Annotated in this window: 1 protein-coding gene; it reads right to left on the bottom strand. The window is 71.8% G+C overall.

Annotation, left to right across the window (positions count from 1 at the left end; translation table 11 throughout):
• A partial coding sequence (locus SX243_07255; protein MDY7092752.1) for a non-ribosomal peptide synthase/polyketide synthase occupies positions 1-18,119 on the bottom strand: 18,119 nt, incomplete at its 3' end.
• Positions 18,120-18,124: the final 5 nt, after the last annotated feature.

Here is an 18,124-nt window from a genome sequence, read left to right as displayed (position 1 = left end):
TGGTCCCGGCGGCCGCGGAACTCCAGCTCCCCCGTCACCGTCCAGCGACCCAGGTCGCCGGTGCGGTAGAGCCGCTGCCCGGGTGCTTGCTCCGGGGAGGTGCCCAGACCATCCGGCAGGAAGACCGCCGCCGTCTGCGCCGGACGATTCCAATAGCCCCGGGCCAGGCTCTCGCTGGCCAGACAGATCTCCCCCACCGCTCCCGGCGGCGCCGGACGCACCGGCAGAACGCTGCAGCGGTCCATCACGTAGACCCGCGTGCGGTCCACTCCCCGCCCCAGGGTCGGCGCCGAGGCCGCTCCCGCCGGCACCGGACCGCCGGTGGAATAGGTCGTATCCTCCGACGGGCCGTAGAGATTGTTCACCCGGCGCACGGTGCCGAGACCATAAAGGGCGTCCGCCACCGGCCGCGGCAGCGCCTCTCCGGCCAGATTCACCGTCCTCACCGACGCCGGCAGCGCCCCCGCCCCCACCAGCGCCTCCGCCGCCGAGGGCACGGTATTGACCAGCCGCACCGAGTCCCGCACCGGATGGTTCGCCAGCTCCAGCGCATCCCGGCCGACGATCACCGAGCCGCCCCAGCTCAGGGGAGCGAAGAGCTCGTAGACCGACAGGTCGAAGCTCATGGAGGTCCCGGCGTAGACCCCCGACAGCTCCTCGTCGTCAAAGTAGCCCCGGGCCCAATGCATCAGCGTCACCGCCGCGCCGTGGCTCAGCGCCACTCCCTTGGGAACTCCCGTGGAGCCGGAGGTGTAGATCAGGTACGCCAGCTGCTGCGGCGAGACCGGCGCCTGGAAGGCTCCTTCTATCTCCAGCGAGGCCGCCTCCACCTCTTCCAGGGTGATCCGCCGCGCATTCGTGGCGGACTCCTCAGCAGAAGGCAGCCGCGGCGCCAGCTTGCCGGTGGTCAGCACCGCCCGGACGCCGGCGTCGTCCAAGACCTGGCGCAGCCGCTCCTCCGGATACTCCGGGTCCAGCGGCACGTAGGCACCCCCGGCACCCAGGATTCCCAGCAGCGAGGACACTAGGCGCCGGTCCCGGGGCAGGAAAACGCCGATCCGGCTCTCCGGAGCCAAACCCAAGCCCTGCAGGTAGGCCGCCACCCGGCGGGACGCCGCCAGCAGCTCGCCGTAGCTCCACCAGCCTCCAGCTCCATGGCTTCCGGATCCATCGGTCACCGCCGGCCGATCCGGGTGCTGCCGGGCCCGCGCCTCGAAGAGCTGGTGCAGGCCCTCCGGTCCCGCCTCGCGGCCCCACATCCCCGTCCATTCCAGCAGCAGCTGTTGGCGCTGGGCGGGGCTGAGCATCTCCAGCTCTCCCACCGCCGCATCCGGGCCGGCCACCGCCGACCGCGCCAGCACCTCGTACCAGCCCACCACCCGCTGCGCCGTGGTGGCGTCGAAGAGCTCCCGGTCATACTCCAAGGAACCTTCCAGCTCGCTGCCCGTCTGCCGTAGCGACCCCGTCTCCCTGAAAGACCCCGTCTCCCTGAAAGACAAAGTCCAATCGAATTTCGCCACCCCCGTCTCCCCCCACAGCGGCGAGGCTTCGAGGCACGGCAGCCGGAAGGAGGTCAGCGGCGTGTTCTGTAGCTGGAAGAGAACCTGGAAGAGGGGCGTGTGGCTCAAATCCCGCTCCGGAGCCAAGGCTTCCACCAGACGCTCGAAGGGCACCTCCTGGTGGTCGTAGGCCGCCAGCGCCGAGCGGCGGGTGCGCTCCAACACCTCGGCGAAGGTCGGTTCCCGCGCGCCGACCGCATCCGGCTTCCTGTCTCCCTCTGACTTCCCATACTCCGGCCCCAAATCCACCCGCAGCGTCAGGGTGTTGACGAAGAAGCCGATGAGCTTCTCCACCGCCGTCGCCGTGCGCCCCGCCACCGGCGTCCCAACCACCACGTCGGTGCCCCCGACGAGACGGCTCAGCAGGCTGTCGAAGACTGCCAGCAGGACCATGAAGAGGGTCGCGTCCCGCTCCCGCGCCAGGCGAGCCAGCCCCGCCGTCAGCTCGGCGTCCCAGCGGAATCGTACCCGGCCGCCTAGGTACCGGCGCCGGGAGGTCCGCGGGCGATCCAGCGGCAGCTCGAGCACCGGCGGCGCTCCGGCCAGCTGCTGCCGCCACCAGACCACCTCCGCCTCCAACCGTTCTTCCGTCAGCCTGCGCCGCTGCCACACCGCGAAGTCGGCGTATTGCACCGGCAGCGGCGCCAGCGGCGAAGGCCGCCCCGCAAGCCGCGCCGAGTAGAGCGCCGAAAGCTCTTCCAGCAGGACCCCCAACGACCAGCCGTCAGCGGCGATGTGGTGCACCGTCACCAGCAGAGCGTGGTGCTCCGGCGCCAAGCGCACCAGCCGGCAACGCAGCACCGGCCCGTCGGCGAGATCGAAGGGTGCACCGGCCTCCTGCCGCGCCAGCCCCTCCAGCGCTGGTCGCCACGATTCCGACGGGCGCTGCAGCTCCTGCTCCGCACCTCCCAAGCCCGACAGATCCACCGCCGGCAGCGCGATCCAGCGGCCCGGAGCCTCCGCCAGCTCCTGTACCGGATCCTCGCTGGACTCTTCTCCCGGGAATCGGGTGCGCAGCGCGTGGTGACGCTCGAGGATGCGGCCCAGGCTCCAGGCCAGCGCCGACGGCTCCAACCGCCCCCGCAGCTCCAGCGCCAGCGGGATGTTGTAGAGAGCGCTGGAGGTCTCCAGTTGATCGAGGAACCACAGCCGCTGCTGGGCGAAGGAGAGCGGGGCACCGGTGGCCGGGGCAAGGCCAGGTCGCAGCTCGTCCTCGTCGGTGGTCTCCAGCTCCGCCACCACCCGCGCCAGCTGCTCCACCGTCGGGGTCTCGAAGAGCTGGCGCAGGGGCAGCTCCACCCCGAGAGCCTGACGCACCTGGGAGACCACCCGGGTGGCCAGCAGCGAGTGGCCGCCGAGCTCGAAGAAGCTCGCCGTCGCAGACACCCTCTCCACCTCCAGCACCCGGCGGTAGATCTCTGCCAGCGCTGTTTCCAGGCCCGGGGCCGGCGGGCGCATCGCTCCTTCCGCGCCAAGCCCAGCGGCCTCGAGCTCCAGATCCCGCGCCCGAGCCTCCAGCTGCCGGCGGTCCACCTTGCCGTTGGAGGTCAGGGGCAAGTGCTCCAGGCGGTCGAAGGCGCTGGGGACCATGTGCTCCGGCAGGGAGCGGCGGAGGAAGGTCTTGAGCTCCTCCGCGGTCACCGAGGTCTCGGCATCGTCTTCGTCGGCTAGAGCTGCCACCAGGTGCGCCACCAGGCGGCGCCCTTCGCCCTCGCCGGGGGCCGTCACCACCGCCTCGGCCACCGCCGGGTGGGCGCGGAGGACCGCCTCGATCTCCCCCAGCTCGATGCGGAAGCCCCGCACCTTGACCTGGTGGTCGATGCGGCCGAGGAATTCGAGATTGCCGTCGTGCAGGTGGCGCACCAGGTCGCCGGTGCGATAGAGCCGCGCCCCCGCTTCCGGAGCGAAGGGATCCGGGCAGAAGGCGGCGGCGGTGAGGGCGGGGCGGTCCAGATAGCCGCGGGCGAGGGTGGCTCCGCTCAGGCATAGCTCGCCGGGCACGCCGGCGAGCAGCGGCCGCTGGCGGCGGTCGAGAACATAGGCCCGCAGATGCAGTACCGGGCGGCCGATGGGCGGCGGTCCCGGTCGCGCAGCGGATTCGGAGAGGGCACCGCCGGCGGGCAGATCCATGCCGGTGGCCACCACCGTGGTCTCGGTGGGGCCGTAGTGGTTGATGAATTGGAAGGCAAGGCCCGCCGGAACGGTGCGGCGCAGGCGATCGCCACCGGTGAGCAGGTAGCGGAGGGAGGAGCCCGGTCCCCACTGCTCTGACAGCGTCGCCTCAGCCAGCACCGCCTCCGCCAGCGGCGTCGGCAGGAAGGTGCCGGTGATCCCCTGCTCCCGCAGCCACGGCAGCAGCCGCTGGGAATCGAGACGCAGCTCGTCGGGAACCACCACCAGGGCGGCGCCGGCGGCGAGGGCGGGCCAGATCTCCCACACCGAGGCGTCGAAGCCCGGTGCCGAGAGCAGGGTCCAGCGGTCACCGGCGGTCTTGGGGTAGCGGTGCTGGTGCCAATCCACCAGCTGCTGCAGGTGCCGCAGCTCGATGGCAGTGCCCTTGGGGCGGCCGGTAGAGCCGGAGGTGTAGATGACGTAGGCCAAGTGGCCCGGCTCCGTCGGTGGCAGGGGGTCTTCGAGCTCTTCCTGCGCTCCTTCCACCGTCCCGTCCGCCGGCAGCGTCAGCTCCACGATTTTGGTCCCGTGGTCCGCCGGCAGAGATGGCAGCGCACCGGCCTCCCCCAAGACCACACGGATCTTCGAGTCGGCGATCATCATGCCCAGGCGCTCGGCGGGATAGGAGGGGTCCAGGGGTACGTAGGCGGCGCCGGTCTCGAGAATGGCCAGAGCTCCCGCCACCAGGGCCCCGGAGCGATGGGCGCAGAGCCCTACCAACGATTCGGGGCCCATGCCCTGGGCCTCCAGACGGCGGCGCAGATCCTGGGCCCAACGGTGCAGCTCGCCATAGCTGAGGGTGGCGTGCTCTTCCAGCACCGCCGGAGCCTGAGGATCGAGAGCGGCGGCCCGGCGAATCCTGCGAAGGAGCTCGGTGGCATGGTTGCCGAGGGCGGGCGGCGGCGGCTCTCCGACCCCCGCCCACTCCCGCAGCAGCTGGTGACGCTGGGCGGGGCTCAAGCCGTCGAGGCGGGACAGCGCCTCCGCCGGCCGTTCCACCACCTGCTCCAGGAGGCGGCGATAGTGCCCCAGGAAGCGCTCCACGGTGGTGACCTCGAAGAGCCCCCGGCGAGCCTCGAGCCAGACCTCCAGGCCTCCCCCCGAGGGATGCAGAACCAAGGACAGGTCGAATTTCGCCGTGCCGGTGTGGACCTCTTCCGCCGACAGCCGCAGGTCGCCGAGCTCGAGCTCCGGCAGCGGCAGATTCTGCAGCGCCAGCACCGCCTGCACCAGCGGCGTGTGGTGACCGCTGCGCCGCGGTGCCACCGCCTCGACGATGCGCTCGAAGGGAAGATCCTGATGAGCGTCGATGCGCAGCAGCATCTCCCGCAGCCGCGGCAGCAGAGCCGCGGTGCTGGGATCGTCCCCGAGATCCGCCGGCACCGGCAGGAGGTTGACCAGGAAGCCCATGAGCCCCTCGGTCTCCAGGCGATGCCGCCCTGCCAGGGGCATGCCTACCAAGAACCGCGGCTGTCCGCTGAGCCGCTGGAGGAAGGCCTGGAAGACCGCCATCAGCACCATGTAGAGGGTGACGTCGCGGCGCCGGGCCAGGGATTCGAGGGCATCCACCAGAGGAACAGGGAAGAAGCCCCGCACCAGAATTCCCTGATCATCCTCGACGCCCCTGACCGCGGCAGAGCGATCCGCCGGCAGATCCAGGACCTGCGGGATCCCCGCCAGCTCGCGGCGCCAGAAGGCGGCCAGCTCGACCTGGCGCTCGGCGTCCAGATAGTCCCGCTGCCAGCGGGCGAAATCACCGTATTGAATCGCCGGTGCGGGCAGCGCTCCTACCTTGGAAGGCGCTATCTCGGGAGACGCCGCGGTGGGCGGCCGGCGACCTTGCCGGTGGATCTCGTAGAGGCTCCCGAGCTCGCCGATGAGCAGGCCCAGGGACCAGCCATCGAGGACGATGTGGTGGGCGTTGACCAGCAGGCGGTAGCGCTCCGCCCCCAGCTTCAGCAGCAGCATCCGCAGCAGAGGGCCGCGGCGGAGGTCAAAGGGCCGACGCGCCTCCTGCTGCTCCAGCTCCCGGGCCGCGGCCTCACGGCGGGGAGCCTCGAGGTGGGTGAGGGCGAGGTAGCGCCAACCCGCTACTGCTGCCCCAGGCTGCTCTCCAAGCTCGGGAGTCGGCAGAACTCGCTGCCGCGCCGGCTCGTCATCCCCGGCGCCCCCAGAGACGGGGCCCCTAGAGACAAAGACCGTGCGCAGGACTTCGTGGCGGGCCACGATCTCGCGGAAGGCGGCAGCCAGAGCTGCGACGCTGAGCGGCCCCTGGAGGGTTACCAGCGCCGGGATGTTGTAGGCCGGTGAGTCTGGATCCAGCTCGTGCAGCAGCCACATGCGCTCCTGAGCAAAGGAGAGGGGAGCGCCGTCGCCGCCGCCGGCCGCCACCAGCGGCGGCAGGATGGCGGTGCCGCGCCGCTCCTCGACCCGGCGGGCCAGCTCCGCCACCGTCGGCGCCTCGAAGATCTCCCGCAGCGGCAACTCCACCTCGAAGGCGGCGCGCACCCGGGCCAGGGCCTGGGCAGCCAGCAGGGAGTGACCACCGAGCTCGAAGAAGCCGGCGTGGATGGAGACCCTCGGGAGCCCCAGCAAATCGCTCCAGATCTCCGCCAGCACTCCTTCCACCGAGTTGCGGGGACCGGTGTAGCCGTCTTCGCCGACGCCTTCGGGGAGCGCCGGCAGGGCCTTGCGGTCCAGCTTGCCGTGGGCGGTGCGAGGTAGCTCGGAAAGCTCGACGAAGACCGCCGGCACCATGTACTCCGGCAGCCGGCGGCCCAAGAACTCCCGCAGCTCGTTGCCCCAGGGGGCGCCTCCCGCTTCCCCCTCCGCCGCCACCACGTAGGCCGCCAGGCGCCCCGGGCCGCCCTCGGCGCCGGAGGCCAGCGCCACCGCCGCGGCGCGCACCCGGGGGTGCTCCAGCAGCGCGGCCTCGATCTCCCCCAGCTCGATGCGATAGCCCCGCACCTTGACCTGGTGATCCACCCGGCCGAGGAATTCGAGGCGGCCGTCCCGGCGCACTCGGGCCAGGTCGCCGGTGGCGTAGAGCCGCCCTCCGGGCCGGGCGCCGAAGGCATCGGGGCGGAAGGCGGCGGCGGTGAGGGCCGGGGCGCCCAGATAGCCGCGGGCGAGGCCGGCTCCGCCGATGTGCAGCTGACCGGCGGCGGTCAGGGGCACCGGTTCCCCGCCGACATCCAAAACATGGGTCCGGACGTTGGCCAGAGGCAGTCCCAAGGTGGGCGTCTGCGGCGAGTCGGCGCAGAATTCGGCGGTGGCGTCGACGGTGGTCTCGGTGGGTCCGTAGACGTTGACGAAGCGATCTCCCGCCGCCGCCAGGCGCCGCCAGAGCTCTCCATCCACCGCCTCGCCGCCGATGAGCACCCGCTCCGGGGTCGCCGGCTCTGCCGAGGCGGGCATCAACGGCAACCCGGCCTCGGCGAGGGCCCGCAGCAGCAGCGGCGTGGTGTCGAAGACCTCCACCCGCGCTTCGGCGAGCCAGCGGGAGAGCTTCGCCGGCTCCCGCCGCAACTCTTCGGGTACGGGATAGAGGGTGTGGCCCCCGAGGAGCTGGATCCACTGCTTGACCGAGGCATCGAAGGTGAGGGGGGCGTTGACCGCCACCCGCAGTCCTTCAATGGGGCCCTCATCGGGGCCGGCAGCATCGAGACCGGAGTAGATCTTGCGCTGGAGCGCCCGATAGAGGTTGAGCACCGCTCCCTGGGAGACCATCACCCCCTTGGGCTTGCCGGTGGAACCGGAGGTGAAGAGCACATAGGCCAGGCGCTCCGGCCGTCCCGCCGCGGGATCCGGCAGCGCCGCCGGTGCCTCGGGGAGCGTCTGTTCAGGAAGATGGGCGGAGAGGCCCGCCGGCAGCCGGTCGCGGGTGGCCGGCTCGCAGAGCACCCGGGCCATCCCCGCCGCTTCGGAGACTTCCCGCAGCCGCTCCACCGGATGCTCCGGATCCAGCGGCACCACCGCGGCACCGGCGCCGAGAATGCCCCACAGGGCGGCGTATGCCTGGAGACCGCGATGGAAGCACAGCCCCACCGGCTCCTCCGGCGCCACACCCGAGGCGACGAGGTGCCGAGCGATCTTCCCGGCGCGGGCCATCAGCTCGCCGTAGCTCCAGCTCTCTTCGCCGAAGACCACCGCCGCCCGCCGGGGATGGCGTTGGGCGCGCCGGGACAGCAGCGTAAAGAGGCTCTCTCCGGCGAATGCACCTGCGCCGGCGGCTCCGGCGCCAACCAGCTCGGCCTGGAACGTGTCGTTGTACTCCACCGTCAGCTGGTGGCGCTCCGCCGCCGCCATCAGCGGTAGCTCTTCGGCGACCTGCTGAGGAGTGGCCACCGCCGCCCGCAGCAGAGCCCGCAGATGCCGCCCCAGGCGTTCGGCGGTGGTGGCATCGAAAAGGCCGGCGTCGTAGTCCAGGACTCCGGCAAGACCCTCCTCGGTGGGGCGACCGCCCTCAGCCGCCGATTCCCGAGTACAGGAAAGGGTGAGGTCGAATTTCGCCTCGCCGCCGAAGACCGGCACCACCTCGACCTCCAGATCCCCCAGCGCCGGCGCCGCGGCGGCCTGATTCTGCAGCACCAGCAGTACCTGGAAGAGCGGCGTCTGGTGCAGGGTGCGCTCCGGCGCCAGCTCTTCCACCAGGCGCTCGAAGGGCAGATCCTGATGCGAGTAGGCCTCCAGCGCCACCCGCCGGACCCGTGCCACCAGCTCCCCGAAGGTCGGCCGGCCGGTGAGATCGCCACGCAGCACCAGGGTGTTGACGAAGAGGCCCACCAGATCCTCGGTGGCGGGCAGGCGGCGCCCCGCCACCGGGGTGCCGACGGTGAGATCCCGCTGCCCGGAATAACGGCCCAGCAAGGTCAGCAGCGCCGCCAGCAAGACCATGAAGGGAGTGGCTTCGAGCTCGGCGGCGGCGGCCTCCAGAGCCCGATACTCCGACTCCGGCAGCCGCCACGGGCGCCGGCCGCCGAGGCGCGGACCGGAGGAGCGTTCCCGAGGCCGGTCGAAGGGCAGGTCGATGGTCGCCGGAGCCCCATCCAACCGCCGTCGCCAGACGGCCAGCTGGCGGTCGAGGACGCCTCCGTCGAGCCATCGCCGCTGCCAGGCGGCATAGTCGCCGTAGGTCACGGGGAGGAGATCCCAAGCCGGCTCCTCCCCGGCGCTGAGAGCACCGTAGGCGCGGCCCAGGTCGCCCAGCAGCAGACCGACGGACCAGCCATCGGCGACGATGTGATGGAGCGCCAGGGCCAGCAGATGCTCCCCGGGGACCAGCCGGAAAAGGCGGATCTGTAGCAGCGGGCCGCTTTCCAGATCGAAGCGGTGGCCGGCGGTGGCGACGGCCAGGCCCTGGGCCACGCCCCGGCGCAGATCCCCGACCTGGGGCAGGCCCGAGAGGTCCACCACCGGCACGGTCCCACCCTCGTCGGTGCCCAGCACCACCCGCGGCCTGCCCGCCGCCGACGGGAAGCGGCTTCGCAGCACCCCGTGGCGGGCCATCACCGCCACCAGCGCACGGCTCAACGCCGAAGCATCGAGCTCGCCGTGGAGGGCCAGGGCCGCCGCCATGTTGTAACGCGGGCTGCCCGGATCCAGCTGGTCGAGGAACCACAGGCGCTCCTGGCCGAAGGAGAGGGGCGGCTGCTCGCCGGCGAGGCCCGGCCGCAGCTCCGGCAAAGCTTCGCCGGGCTCTCTCCGCAGACCTTCGAGACGGGCCGCCAAGCCGGCGACGGTGCTTTCTTCGAACAGGATCTGGAGCGGCAGGTCGAGCTCGAAGGCGCGGCAGATCCGGGCCAGAGCCTGGGTGGCCAGCAGCGAATGGCCGCCGAGCTCGAAGAAGCTGTCCTCGGCACCCACGGTGGCGACCCCCAGGACCTCGCTGAAGATCCCCGCCAGCACCTCCTCCGCCGGCGTCGCCGGCGCCCGGTAGCGGGTCTCCAGGTCCCGCTCCAGACGCTCCGGGGCGGGCAGGGCACGGCGGTCGAGCTTGCCGCTGGGGGTTTGGGGCAGCTGCTCCAAAGCCACGATGGCCCCAGGGATGAAGGCCTCCGGCAGCTGCCGGCGCAGCCGCTCCTGGAGCTGTCGGGAGGAGGGCACGGAGGCTCCGGGGGCCGCCACCACATAGGCCACCAGCCCCGCGGACCCACCGCTGCCGCGGGCCACCACCGCCGCCTGCCGGATGGCCGGATCGGCGGTGAGCACCGCCTCGATTTCCGCCACCTCGATGCGGAAGCCGCGGACCTTGATCTGATGATCCAGCCGGCCCAAATACTCCAGCTGGCCGTCCCGGCGATGGCGGGCGAGATCGCCGGTAAGGTAGAGCCGCCCTCCGCCCTCCGAACCAGCACAGAAGGGATCCGGCACGAAGCTCTCGGCGGTGCGTCCGGGGCGTCCCAGATAGCCCCGCGCCAGCCCGCCGCCGGCGAGGGCCAGCTGCCCCGCCGCGCCCAGGGGCACCGGCTGGAGCTGGCGGTCCACCAGGTAGGCCCGGGTCCCCGGCAGCGGCCGGCCGATGGCGGGAACAGCGGGCTCGGCGCCAGTCTGAGTACCCGAGCCGGTGCCATCCACCCGCGCGCCGGTGGAGTAAGTGGTGTCCTCCGACGGGCCGTAGAGATTGCTCACCCGAATGCGATCTTGGGGCTCCGAGGGTAACTCTTCGATCTGACGCACCAAGGCCGCCGGCAACGCCTCGCCGGCCAGGTTCACCGCCCGTACGGAGCTCGGCAGAGGCCCGTGGCGGAGCAGCTCCGCCAGCACCGAGGGCACCGTATTGACCAGGGTCACCTCATTCGCCGCCGCCAGCCGCGGCAGCTCCAACGCGTTCTCCGCCAGGATCACCCGGCCGCCGGCGGCGAGGGTGGCGAAGAGCTCGTAGACCGAAAGATCGAAGCAGATGGAGGTGGCCGCCAGCACGCCGTCGAGCTCCTCCGAACTCCAGGTCTCACGGGTCCAGCGGCAAAGGGCTGCGGCGGCTCCCTGGGTGATCCCCACCCCCTTCGGCCGGCCGGTGGAGCCGGAGGTGTAGATCACGTAGGCCAGGTTGTCGGGGCGGGGGCGATGGGGCGCCACCGCCGGCCCGCCGGTTTCTTTTTCGCTCTCCAGGCTGCCGTCCGGGGCCAGTCGCAAAGCGGGCAGCCCCGCTGGCAGCCCCGCCTTCAGGGAGACGCTGCCGTCGGTGAGGACCCAGCGGGCGCCGCTGTCCTCGAGCATGAAGGCGAGGCGCTCGGCGGGATAGGCGGGATCCAGGGGCAGGTAGGCCGCTCCGGTCCGCAGCACCGCCAGCAGCGCCACCATCAGCGCCGGAGTCCGCTGGCCGCCCACCGCCACCACCGTCTCCGGTCCCGCGCCGAGGCGTAACAGCGCTTGAGCCAGGGTCTCGGCGGTGGTCGCCAGGCGCTCGGCGCTCCAGCGCTCCTCCCCCGCCACCAACACCGGCCGCTGCGGCGAGCGCTGCAGCTCGGCGAAGACCAGATCCGCCATGGAGGCCTGGGCCGGGGAATCCGCCTCCGCCCCTTCCCCGTCTTTGGATCCCTGCCACTCCACCAGCAGCTGCTGCCGCTGGGCCGCGGTGAACGGTGAGAGGGCCGTCGCCGGAGTCCCCGGCGCCTGCTCCAAAGCCTCCACCAGCCCGGCCAGCAGGGTCTCGAAATGACCACCCCAACGCTCCACGGTGGTGGCGTCGAAGAGATCCCAGCGGTACTCCAGGATCCCCCGCAGGCCGTCCTCGTCCCGCAGCAGGCCGAAGTTGAGATCGAATTTGGCGGTGCCGGTGTCCAAGCCGTCGAAGCGGCCGCTGAGGCCGGGGACGTCGAAGACCCGCTGCGGTGCCTCCTGAAGACCGAAGAGCACCTGCACCAGGGGAGCGGCGGCGAGGTTGCGGCGGGGTTGGAGCGCCTCCACCAGCTTCTCGAAGGGCAGATCCCGGTGGGCGAAGGCCTCCTCAAGGGACGCCTGCAGCCGCTCCAGCAGCTCTTCGGCCCCGAGCTGGCCCGAGACCTCGGCCTCGCCGCTGGGCCGGTCCGCGACCTCGCCGCGCAGCACCAGGGTGTTGATGAACAGGCCGACCATGTCCTCCGTGGACACCTGGGGACGCACCGCTACCGGCACTCCCACCAGCAGATCCCGGCGCCCCGTCAATCGATGGAGGAGGAGCAGGAAGGCGGCGAAAAGCAGGGGGAAGAGGGTGGTGCCGCGGCGGGCGGCGGCGGCCTCGGCGGAGCGCACCAGGGCGCTGTCGAACCGCGGTTCGAGCCAGGCTCCGTCCGCCGAGGGCAGAGGAGGCCGGGGATGGTCGGTGGGCAACTCCAGATGCAGCGGCGCACCTTCCAACCGCCGGCGCCAGAGCTCGAGCTGGGAGTCCAGCACCTCTCCCTGCAGCCACCGGCGCTGCCACACCGCATAGTCCGCGTAATGCACCGCCGGCACCGGCAGCGGCGAGGGATCTCCGGCGGCGAAGGCACGGTAGACGGAGCTCAGCTCCCGCACCATCAGCTCCAACGACCAGCCGTCGCAGATCAGGTGGTGGAGCACCAGGATCAGGTGGTGCTCCTCCGGTCCCAGCCGCAGCAGGGTGGCACGGAAGAGCGGTCCTGCCTCGAGATCGAACGGCTCCCGGGCTTCCTCCCGGGCTTGGCGCCGGGCTTCTTCCAGCCTCTCCCCTTCCGCCAAGCCGCTCAAGTCGGCGTGAGCCAAGAGCCGGTCCGGCGGAGGCTGAATCTCCTGCACCGGCCGTTCCGCCACCATGGGAAAGACCGTACGCAAGCTCTCGTGGCGCTCCATCACCCGCAGCAGGGCCCGCTCCAGCGCTCCTGCTTCCAGAGCTCCATAGAGACGCAGCCGGCCAGCGACGTTGTAGACCGGTACCGTGGGCTGCAGCTGGTGCAGGAACCACAGTCGTTCCTGGGCGAAGGAGAGGGGCAGCGGCCGGCCGTCCCGGGGCACCGGTTCGAGGGACGTCGTGGCCCCGGCCCCGGCCTGCTCCACCGCCGCCGCCAGGCGAGCGACGGTGGGGTGCTGGAAGAGGATGCTGAGAGGCAGCTCCACCCCCAGCGCTTCCCGCAGCCGCGCCACCACCCGCGCCGCCAACAGCGAATGACCGCCGATCTCGAAGAAGTCCTCGTCGCCGCCCACGGAGGGTCGGCCCAAAACCTCGCACCAGATGCCCCCCACGGTCCGCTCCAGGGGACCGTCGAGGGCAGCCTCCGACGCCGAGGAGACCTCCGGCGCGGGTAGTGCGGAGCGATCCAGCTTGCCATTGGGCAGGGTCGGGATGCGCTCCAGGATGATCAGCGCCCCCGGCACCAGATAGTGGGGCAGGCGCTCGGCGAGCCAGCCCTTGAGCTCACTCGCGAGCTCCTGCTCGGGAACCTCGGAGGCGGAGGCCGCGGGAACCCCGTAGGCCACCAGCTGGAGATGACCCCCGGCGTCCCGGCGCACCACCACCGCCGCCTGGGCCACCGCCGGGTGACCGACGAGGACCGCCTCCACCTCCCCCGGCTCGACCCGGAAACCACGCACTTTGACCTGGTGATCGACGCGCCCGAGGAAGGCCATCTCGCCCGCTCCGCCCTGGCGCGCCAGATCACCGGTGCGGTAGAGCCGAGCCCCCGGCGGCCCCCCCAGGGGGGTACCGGCGAAGGGATCCGGTACGAAGGCCTGAGCCGTGCGTTTCGGCAGGCGGCGGTACCCCCGGGCGAGGCCGGCGCCGCCGAGGTGGATCTCGCCGATGCCCCCCACCGGCACCGCCTCGCCGCGGCGGTCCAGGAGCAGCGTCCGAGTTCCGTGGAGAGGCCGGCCGATGGACGGCGTCAGATCGCTCCAGGGGCCCCGGCCGCCGAGCTCCGCCTCGGTGGAATAGACCGTGTCCTCCGACGGACCGTAGAGGTTGAAGATCCGCCGCACCTGCGGCTGAGCCCGCACCCGGGCCACCAGCCCCCAATCCAGAGGCTCGCCGCAGAGAACCACCGTGCGCACCGCCGGCGGCAGCCCGGCCAGGCTCAAGAGCTCCTGCAGAGCCGAGGGCACGGTGTTGATCAGGCTCACCTGGGACGCCGACGGCAGCTCCGGCAGTTGCAGCAGGTTTTGGCTCAGCACCACCGCCCCACCGGCACCCCAGGTACCGAAGAGCTCAAAGACCGAGAGATCGAAGCACAGGGAGGTGGAGGCCAAGACTCCCGATAGCTCTTCACCGTCGAAGGTCCGCCGAACCCACTGCACCAGGGCCAGGACGCTGCGATGCTCCACCTCCACGCCCTTGGGCTTGCCGGTGGAGCCGGAGGTGTAGATCACATAAGCCAGGTTTCCCGGCCCCGGCGCCGGTCCCTCGTCTTCAGGAGCTTCCTCCTGGGAGCCGGCCACCAGCTGATCCACCGCCAAGACGCGCAGGTCCTGCTCCAGGCCTTCCCTCGCTGTCCCCGCGTCTTCGCCAGTCTCCGGAGGCACCTCCCAGGCGGCGCCGTCGAGGAGGGAGCGCTGGGTCAGCAGCACCGGCGCGGCGCAATCCCGCAGGATGTAGGCGTTGCGCTGGGCCGGATAGCCGGGATCCAGGGGCACGTAGGCACCGCCGGCCTTGAGCACGCCCAGGACCGCCGCCAGCATCTCCGGCGAGCGCTCCAAGCACAGGGCCACTGGCACGTCGGGGCCGACCCCCAGCGGCCGCAAGCGCCGAGCCACCGCCGTGGCCCAGCGATCGAGCTCGGCGAAGGTCAAGCGAGCCACCGGAGCGTCTCCGCCGGGCCGCGAGTAGACCACTGCCGTGGCCTCCGGCGTGCGCCGTACCTGGCCTTCGAAAAGCGCCGCCAGATGACCACCCGGCAGCACCGGCGGAGTGTGGTTCCATTCCCCCAGCAGCTGCCAACGCTGCGCCGGAGAGAGCAGGGGCAAGCGGCCCAACGACCGGGGTCCCGGCGCTTCCCGGTCTCCCGCCGCTGCCAGCAGGGCCTCGAATTGGTCGGCCCAGCGCACCACCGTGGTGCGGTCGAAGAGACGGCGGTTGTACTGCCAGCTGACCCGTAGGCGGTCGCCGACGAACCCTGCCATCAGGCTCAAATCGAATTGGGCCGGCCGCTCCCCCGGCGCCTCGCTGACCAGCTCCAGGCCGGCGAAGGGCACTCGGGCTCCGGCGCTGCCGAGGGCGAAGGCGGGGAGCGCCGACGAGCTTCCCGGCGGCGTCGCCTGGAAGGTGAAGAGCACCTGGAAGAGCGGCTGACGGCCGGCTTCGCGACGAATCTGCAGCCGCTCGGCGAGGAGCGGCAGGGGCATCTCCCCATGGGTCAGGTCCTGCGCCAGGACCTTGCGCAGAGCGTCCAAGGCTCCCTCCAGGGGAGCGTTCAGAGGCGGTGCCAGGCGCAGCGGCACCGGGCTGACGAAATAGCCCATGGTGTCCGCCAGGTCTGCACCCCCAAAAGATAGGCGCCCAGCAGTAGGCGTGCCCACCATCACCTCCCGCTCGCCGGTGTAGCGCAGCAGGAGGGTGGCGAAGACCGTCACCAGCGTGGTGAAGGGAGTGACTCCCCGCTGCTCCTCCCGGCTCACCACCGCCGCCGCGGGCTGCGACAGGATCCGCCGCAGCTCACCGCCCTCGAAGCTCTGAGCGGCGGGCCGGCGGCGATCGGTGGCCAGATCGAGGACCGGCAACTCTCCCGCCAGCCGCTGGGACCAATAGCGCCACAGCTCGGCTCCCCGGGGGCCGGCCAGCATCCGGCGCTCCCGCACGATGAACTCGCCGAAGCCCGGAGGCGGCTCGGCGCCTCCAGCGGGAGCTCTGGTGCCGTCCCCGGTGGCCGCCGCCCGTTGGTAAGCCGTCTCCAGATCCCGCACCAGGAGGGCCAGGGACCAAAAATCCGCCACCAGGTGGTGCACCACCAGCTGCAGCCGGCAGCCGCCTTCGGCGTCTCGCCAGAGGCGCAAGCGCAGCAGCGGCGGCCGGCCGAGATCGAAGGGGCGGAGGGCCTCCCGCTGCAGCTCCGCCCGCAGCTCCTCCTCGCTCAGGCGGCTCGCGTCGGCCTCCACCAGATCCGGTCTCACCGCCGCCTGCACTTGACGCCGGGGCTCGCCGCTGGAGCTGACGAAGGCCGTGCGCAGGGCTTCGTGACGATCGATCACCGCCTGCAGGGCCCGCTCCAGAGCGGCCGGATCCAAGGCCGCAGCCTCCACGCGGGCGACGAAGGCCAGATTGTAGGCCGCCGCCTGCGGGTCCAGGCGGTCGACGAACCACAGCGCCCGCTGGCCGTGGGAGAGACCGTGGAGGCGCAGCTCCTGCCGCTGGGCGGCGTCGAGATCCGGGATCTCTTCCACCCCAGCCGGCGGCGACATGGGGCGGGTCCCCGCCAAGGCGGCAGCCACCTCGTGGGCCATCTCCTCCAGGGTCGCCCCTTCCAACAGCCGGGCCCAGGAGAAGGTCGCCCCCAGCTCCGCCTCCAGCCGCGCCTCCAGCTCTACCGCCGCCAGCGAATCGAGGCCCAGCCGGGTCAGGGGCACCGCGGGATCCACCCGCTCCACCGGGGCACCGATGAGCTCCGCCACCAGCGACCGCAGATGCTCCGTCAGCGCTCCCCCCGCAACCGAAGGGCTAGGTTGCTCCTCGGCACCGCGGGGCTGCTCCCCGGCACCGGAGGAAATCCCTTCGCGATGGATCACCAGCAGCTCATCCCGCAGGTAGAGCTCGCGGGTCCGGCGGCGCTGGACCTTGCCGCTGGAGGTCTTGGGCACCGTGCCGGCGCGCACCAAGACCAGCTCGTGGAGCTGCACCTCGTGGCTCTCCGCCACCGCTTCCCGCACCGCCGCCGCCGCCTCGGCGGCCTCCGCCTCCCGGCGGCGCTCGATATCGTGCACCAGCACCAACCGCTCTTCACCGTCGGCGTCGATGGAGAAGGCGGCCCCGCTGCCCGGCCGCAGGGCGCCGTGGGCCCGTTCGGCGGTGAGCTCCACATCCTGGGGATAGTGGTTGCGGCCGCGGATGATGATCAGGTCCTTGAGCCGGCCGGTGACGTAGAGGCGGCCACCGCGCAGGAAGCCCAGGTCGCCGGTGCGCAGGAACGGCCCCCGGTCCCCCAGCCGGGCCCCGAAGTCGGCGGCGGTGGCCTCCTCCCGGCGCCAATAGCCGGCGGTGACGCTGGGCCCCTGGAGCCAGATCTCGCCGATCTCTCCCGGCGCCAACTCGTCAGTTTCTTGGGCGCGGTCGTCGCGAGGGTCGACGATGGCCACGGTCTGGCCCGCCCACGGCTCGCCGCAGCTCACCAGCTCCCGGCCGCCGGGGGCCCCCGGCGGCAGCTCCACCGCCCGGTCCTGCTCCAGCTCCGCCGGGTCGACGGTGGCGGTCTCCACCGGCTCCCCGGGGCGCCCGCCGGTGACGAAAAGGGTGGCCTCCGCCAGTCCGTAGCAGGGGTAGAAGGCTTCGCGCCGGAAGCCGCAGTCGGCAAAGGTGCGGGCGAAACGCTCCAGAGTGTCGGCGCGCACCGGCTCGGCGCCGTTGAAGGCGACCCGCCAGCGGCTCAGATCGAGGGCTGCCCGCTGCTCCTCAGTGATCCGATCGCAGCACAGCTCGTAGGCGAAGTTGGGGCCGCCGCTGGTGGTGGCACCGAAGCGGCTGATGGCGTCGAGCCAGCGGATGGGCTTGCGCAGGAAGCTCACCGGCGACATGAGCACGCAGGAGGTGCCGCAGTAGAGGGGCTGCAGCACATTCCCGATCAAACCCATGTCGTGGTACATGGGCAGCCATCCCACCACCATGGAGTCTTTCTCGTGGCCAAAGGCCCGCCGGATCATCTCCTCGTTGTGCAGGATGTTGGCATGGCGCACCATCACCCCCTTGGGGGCGGCGGTGGAGCCGGAGGTGTATTGGAGGAAGGCCAGATCCTCCGGAGCCGGTAGATCCTCCAGGGCCGGCAACTCTTCGAGGGCCGGCACCGGGGAAGGGTCCGGCAGCCCGTCGGTGCTGATCCACGGCACGGCGGCGAGCTCGGCGATGTAGGCCCCCACCGCTTCCCGGCTGCGCTGCTCGATGGCTTCGACGGTGAGGGCTACCGCCGGGGCGGCGTCCCGCACGATGGCGCGCAGCCGCGGCTGGGCCTTGTTGGTGCGCGGCGGATAGGCGGGCACCGCGACGGCACCGGAGTACAGGCAGGCCAGGAAGGCGACCACAAAGTCGAGGCCCGGGGGATAGAGCAGCAGCGCCCGCTCCCCGCGGAGGCCTCGGGCCGCCAGCTCCGCCGCCAACCGGCGAGCCGCCACATCGAGCTCTCCATAGGTGAGGGAAGCCTCTTCCCCGCTGTCACCGAGGAAGGTATAGGCGACCCTCCCCGGTGCCTGCTGCGCCCAATGGCGCAGCACCTCCACCAGGGTCGAGCATCGATCCAGGCTTTGGGGTGCCGAAGGCTGCAAGATCG

This window comes from Acidobacteriota bacterium, from assembly GCA_034211275.1.
Lineage (GTDB): Bacteria > Acidobacteriota > Thermoanaerobaculia > Multivoradales > JAHZIX01 > JAGQSE01.
Note: the sequence above shows the minus strand (reverse complement) of the source record. Positions and strands in the feature narration are given on the sequence as shown.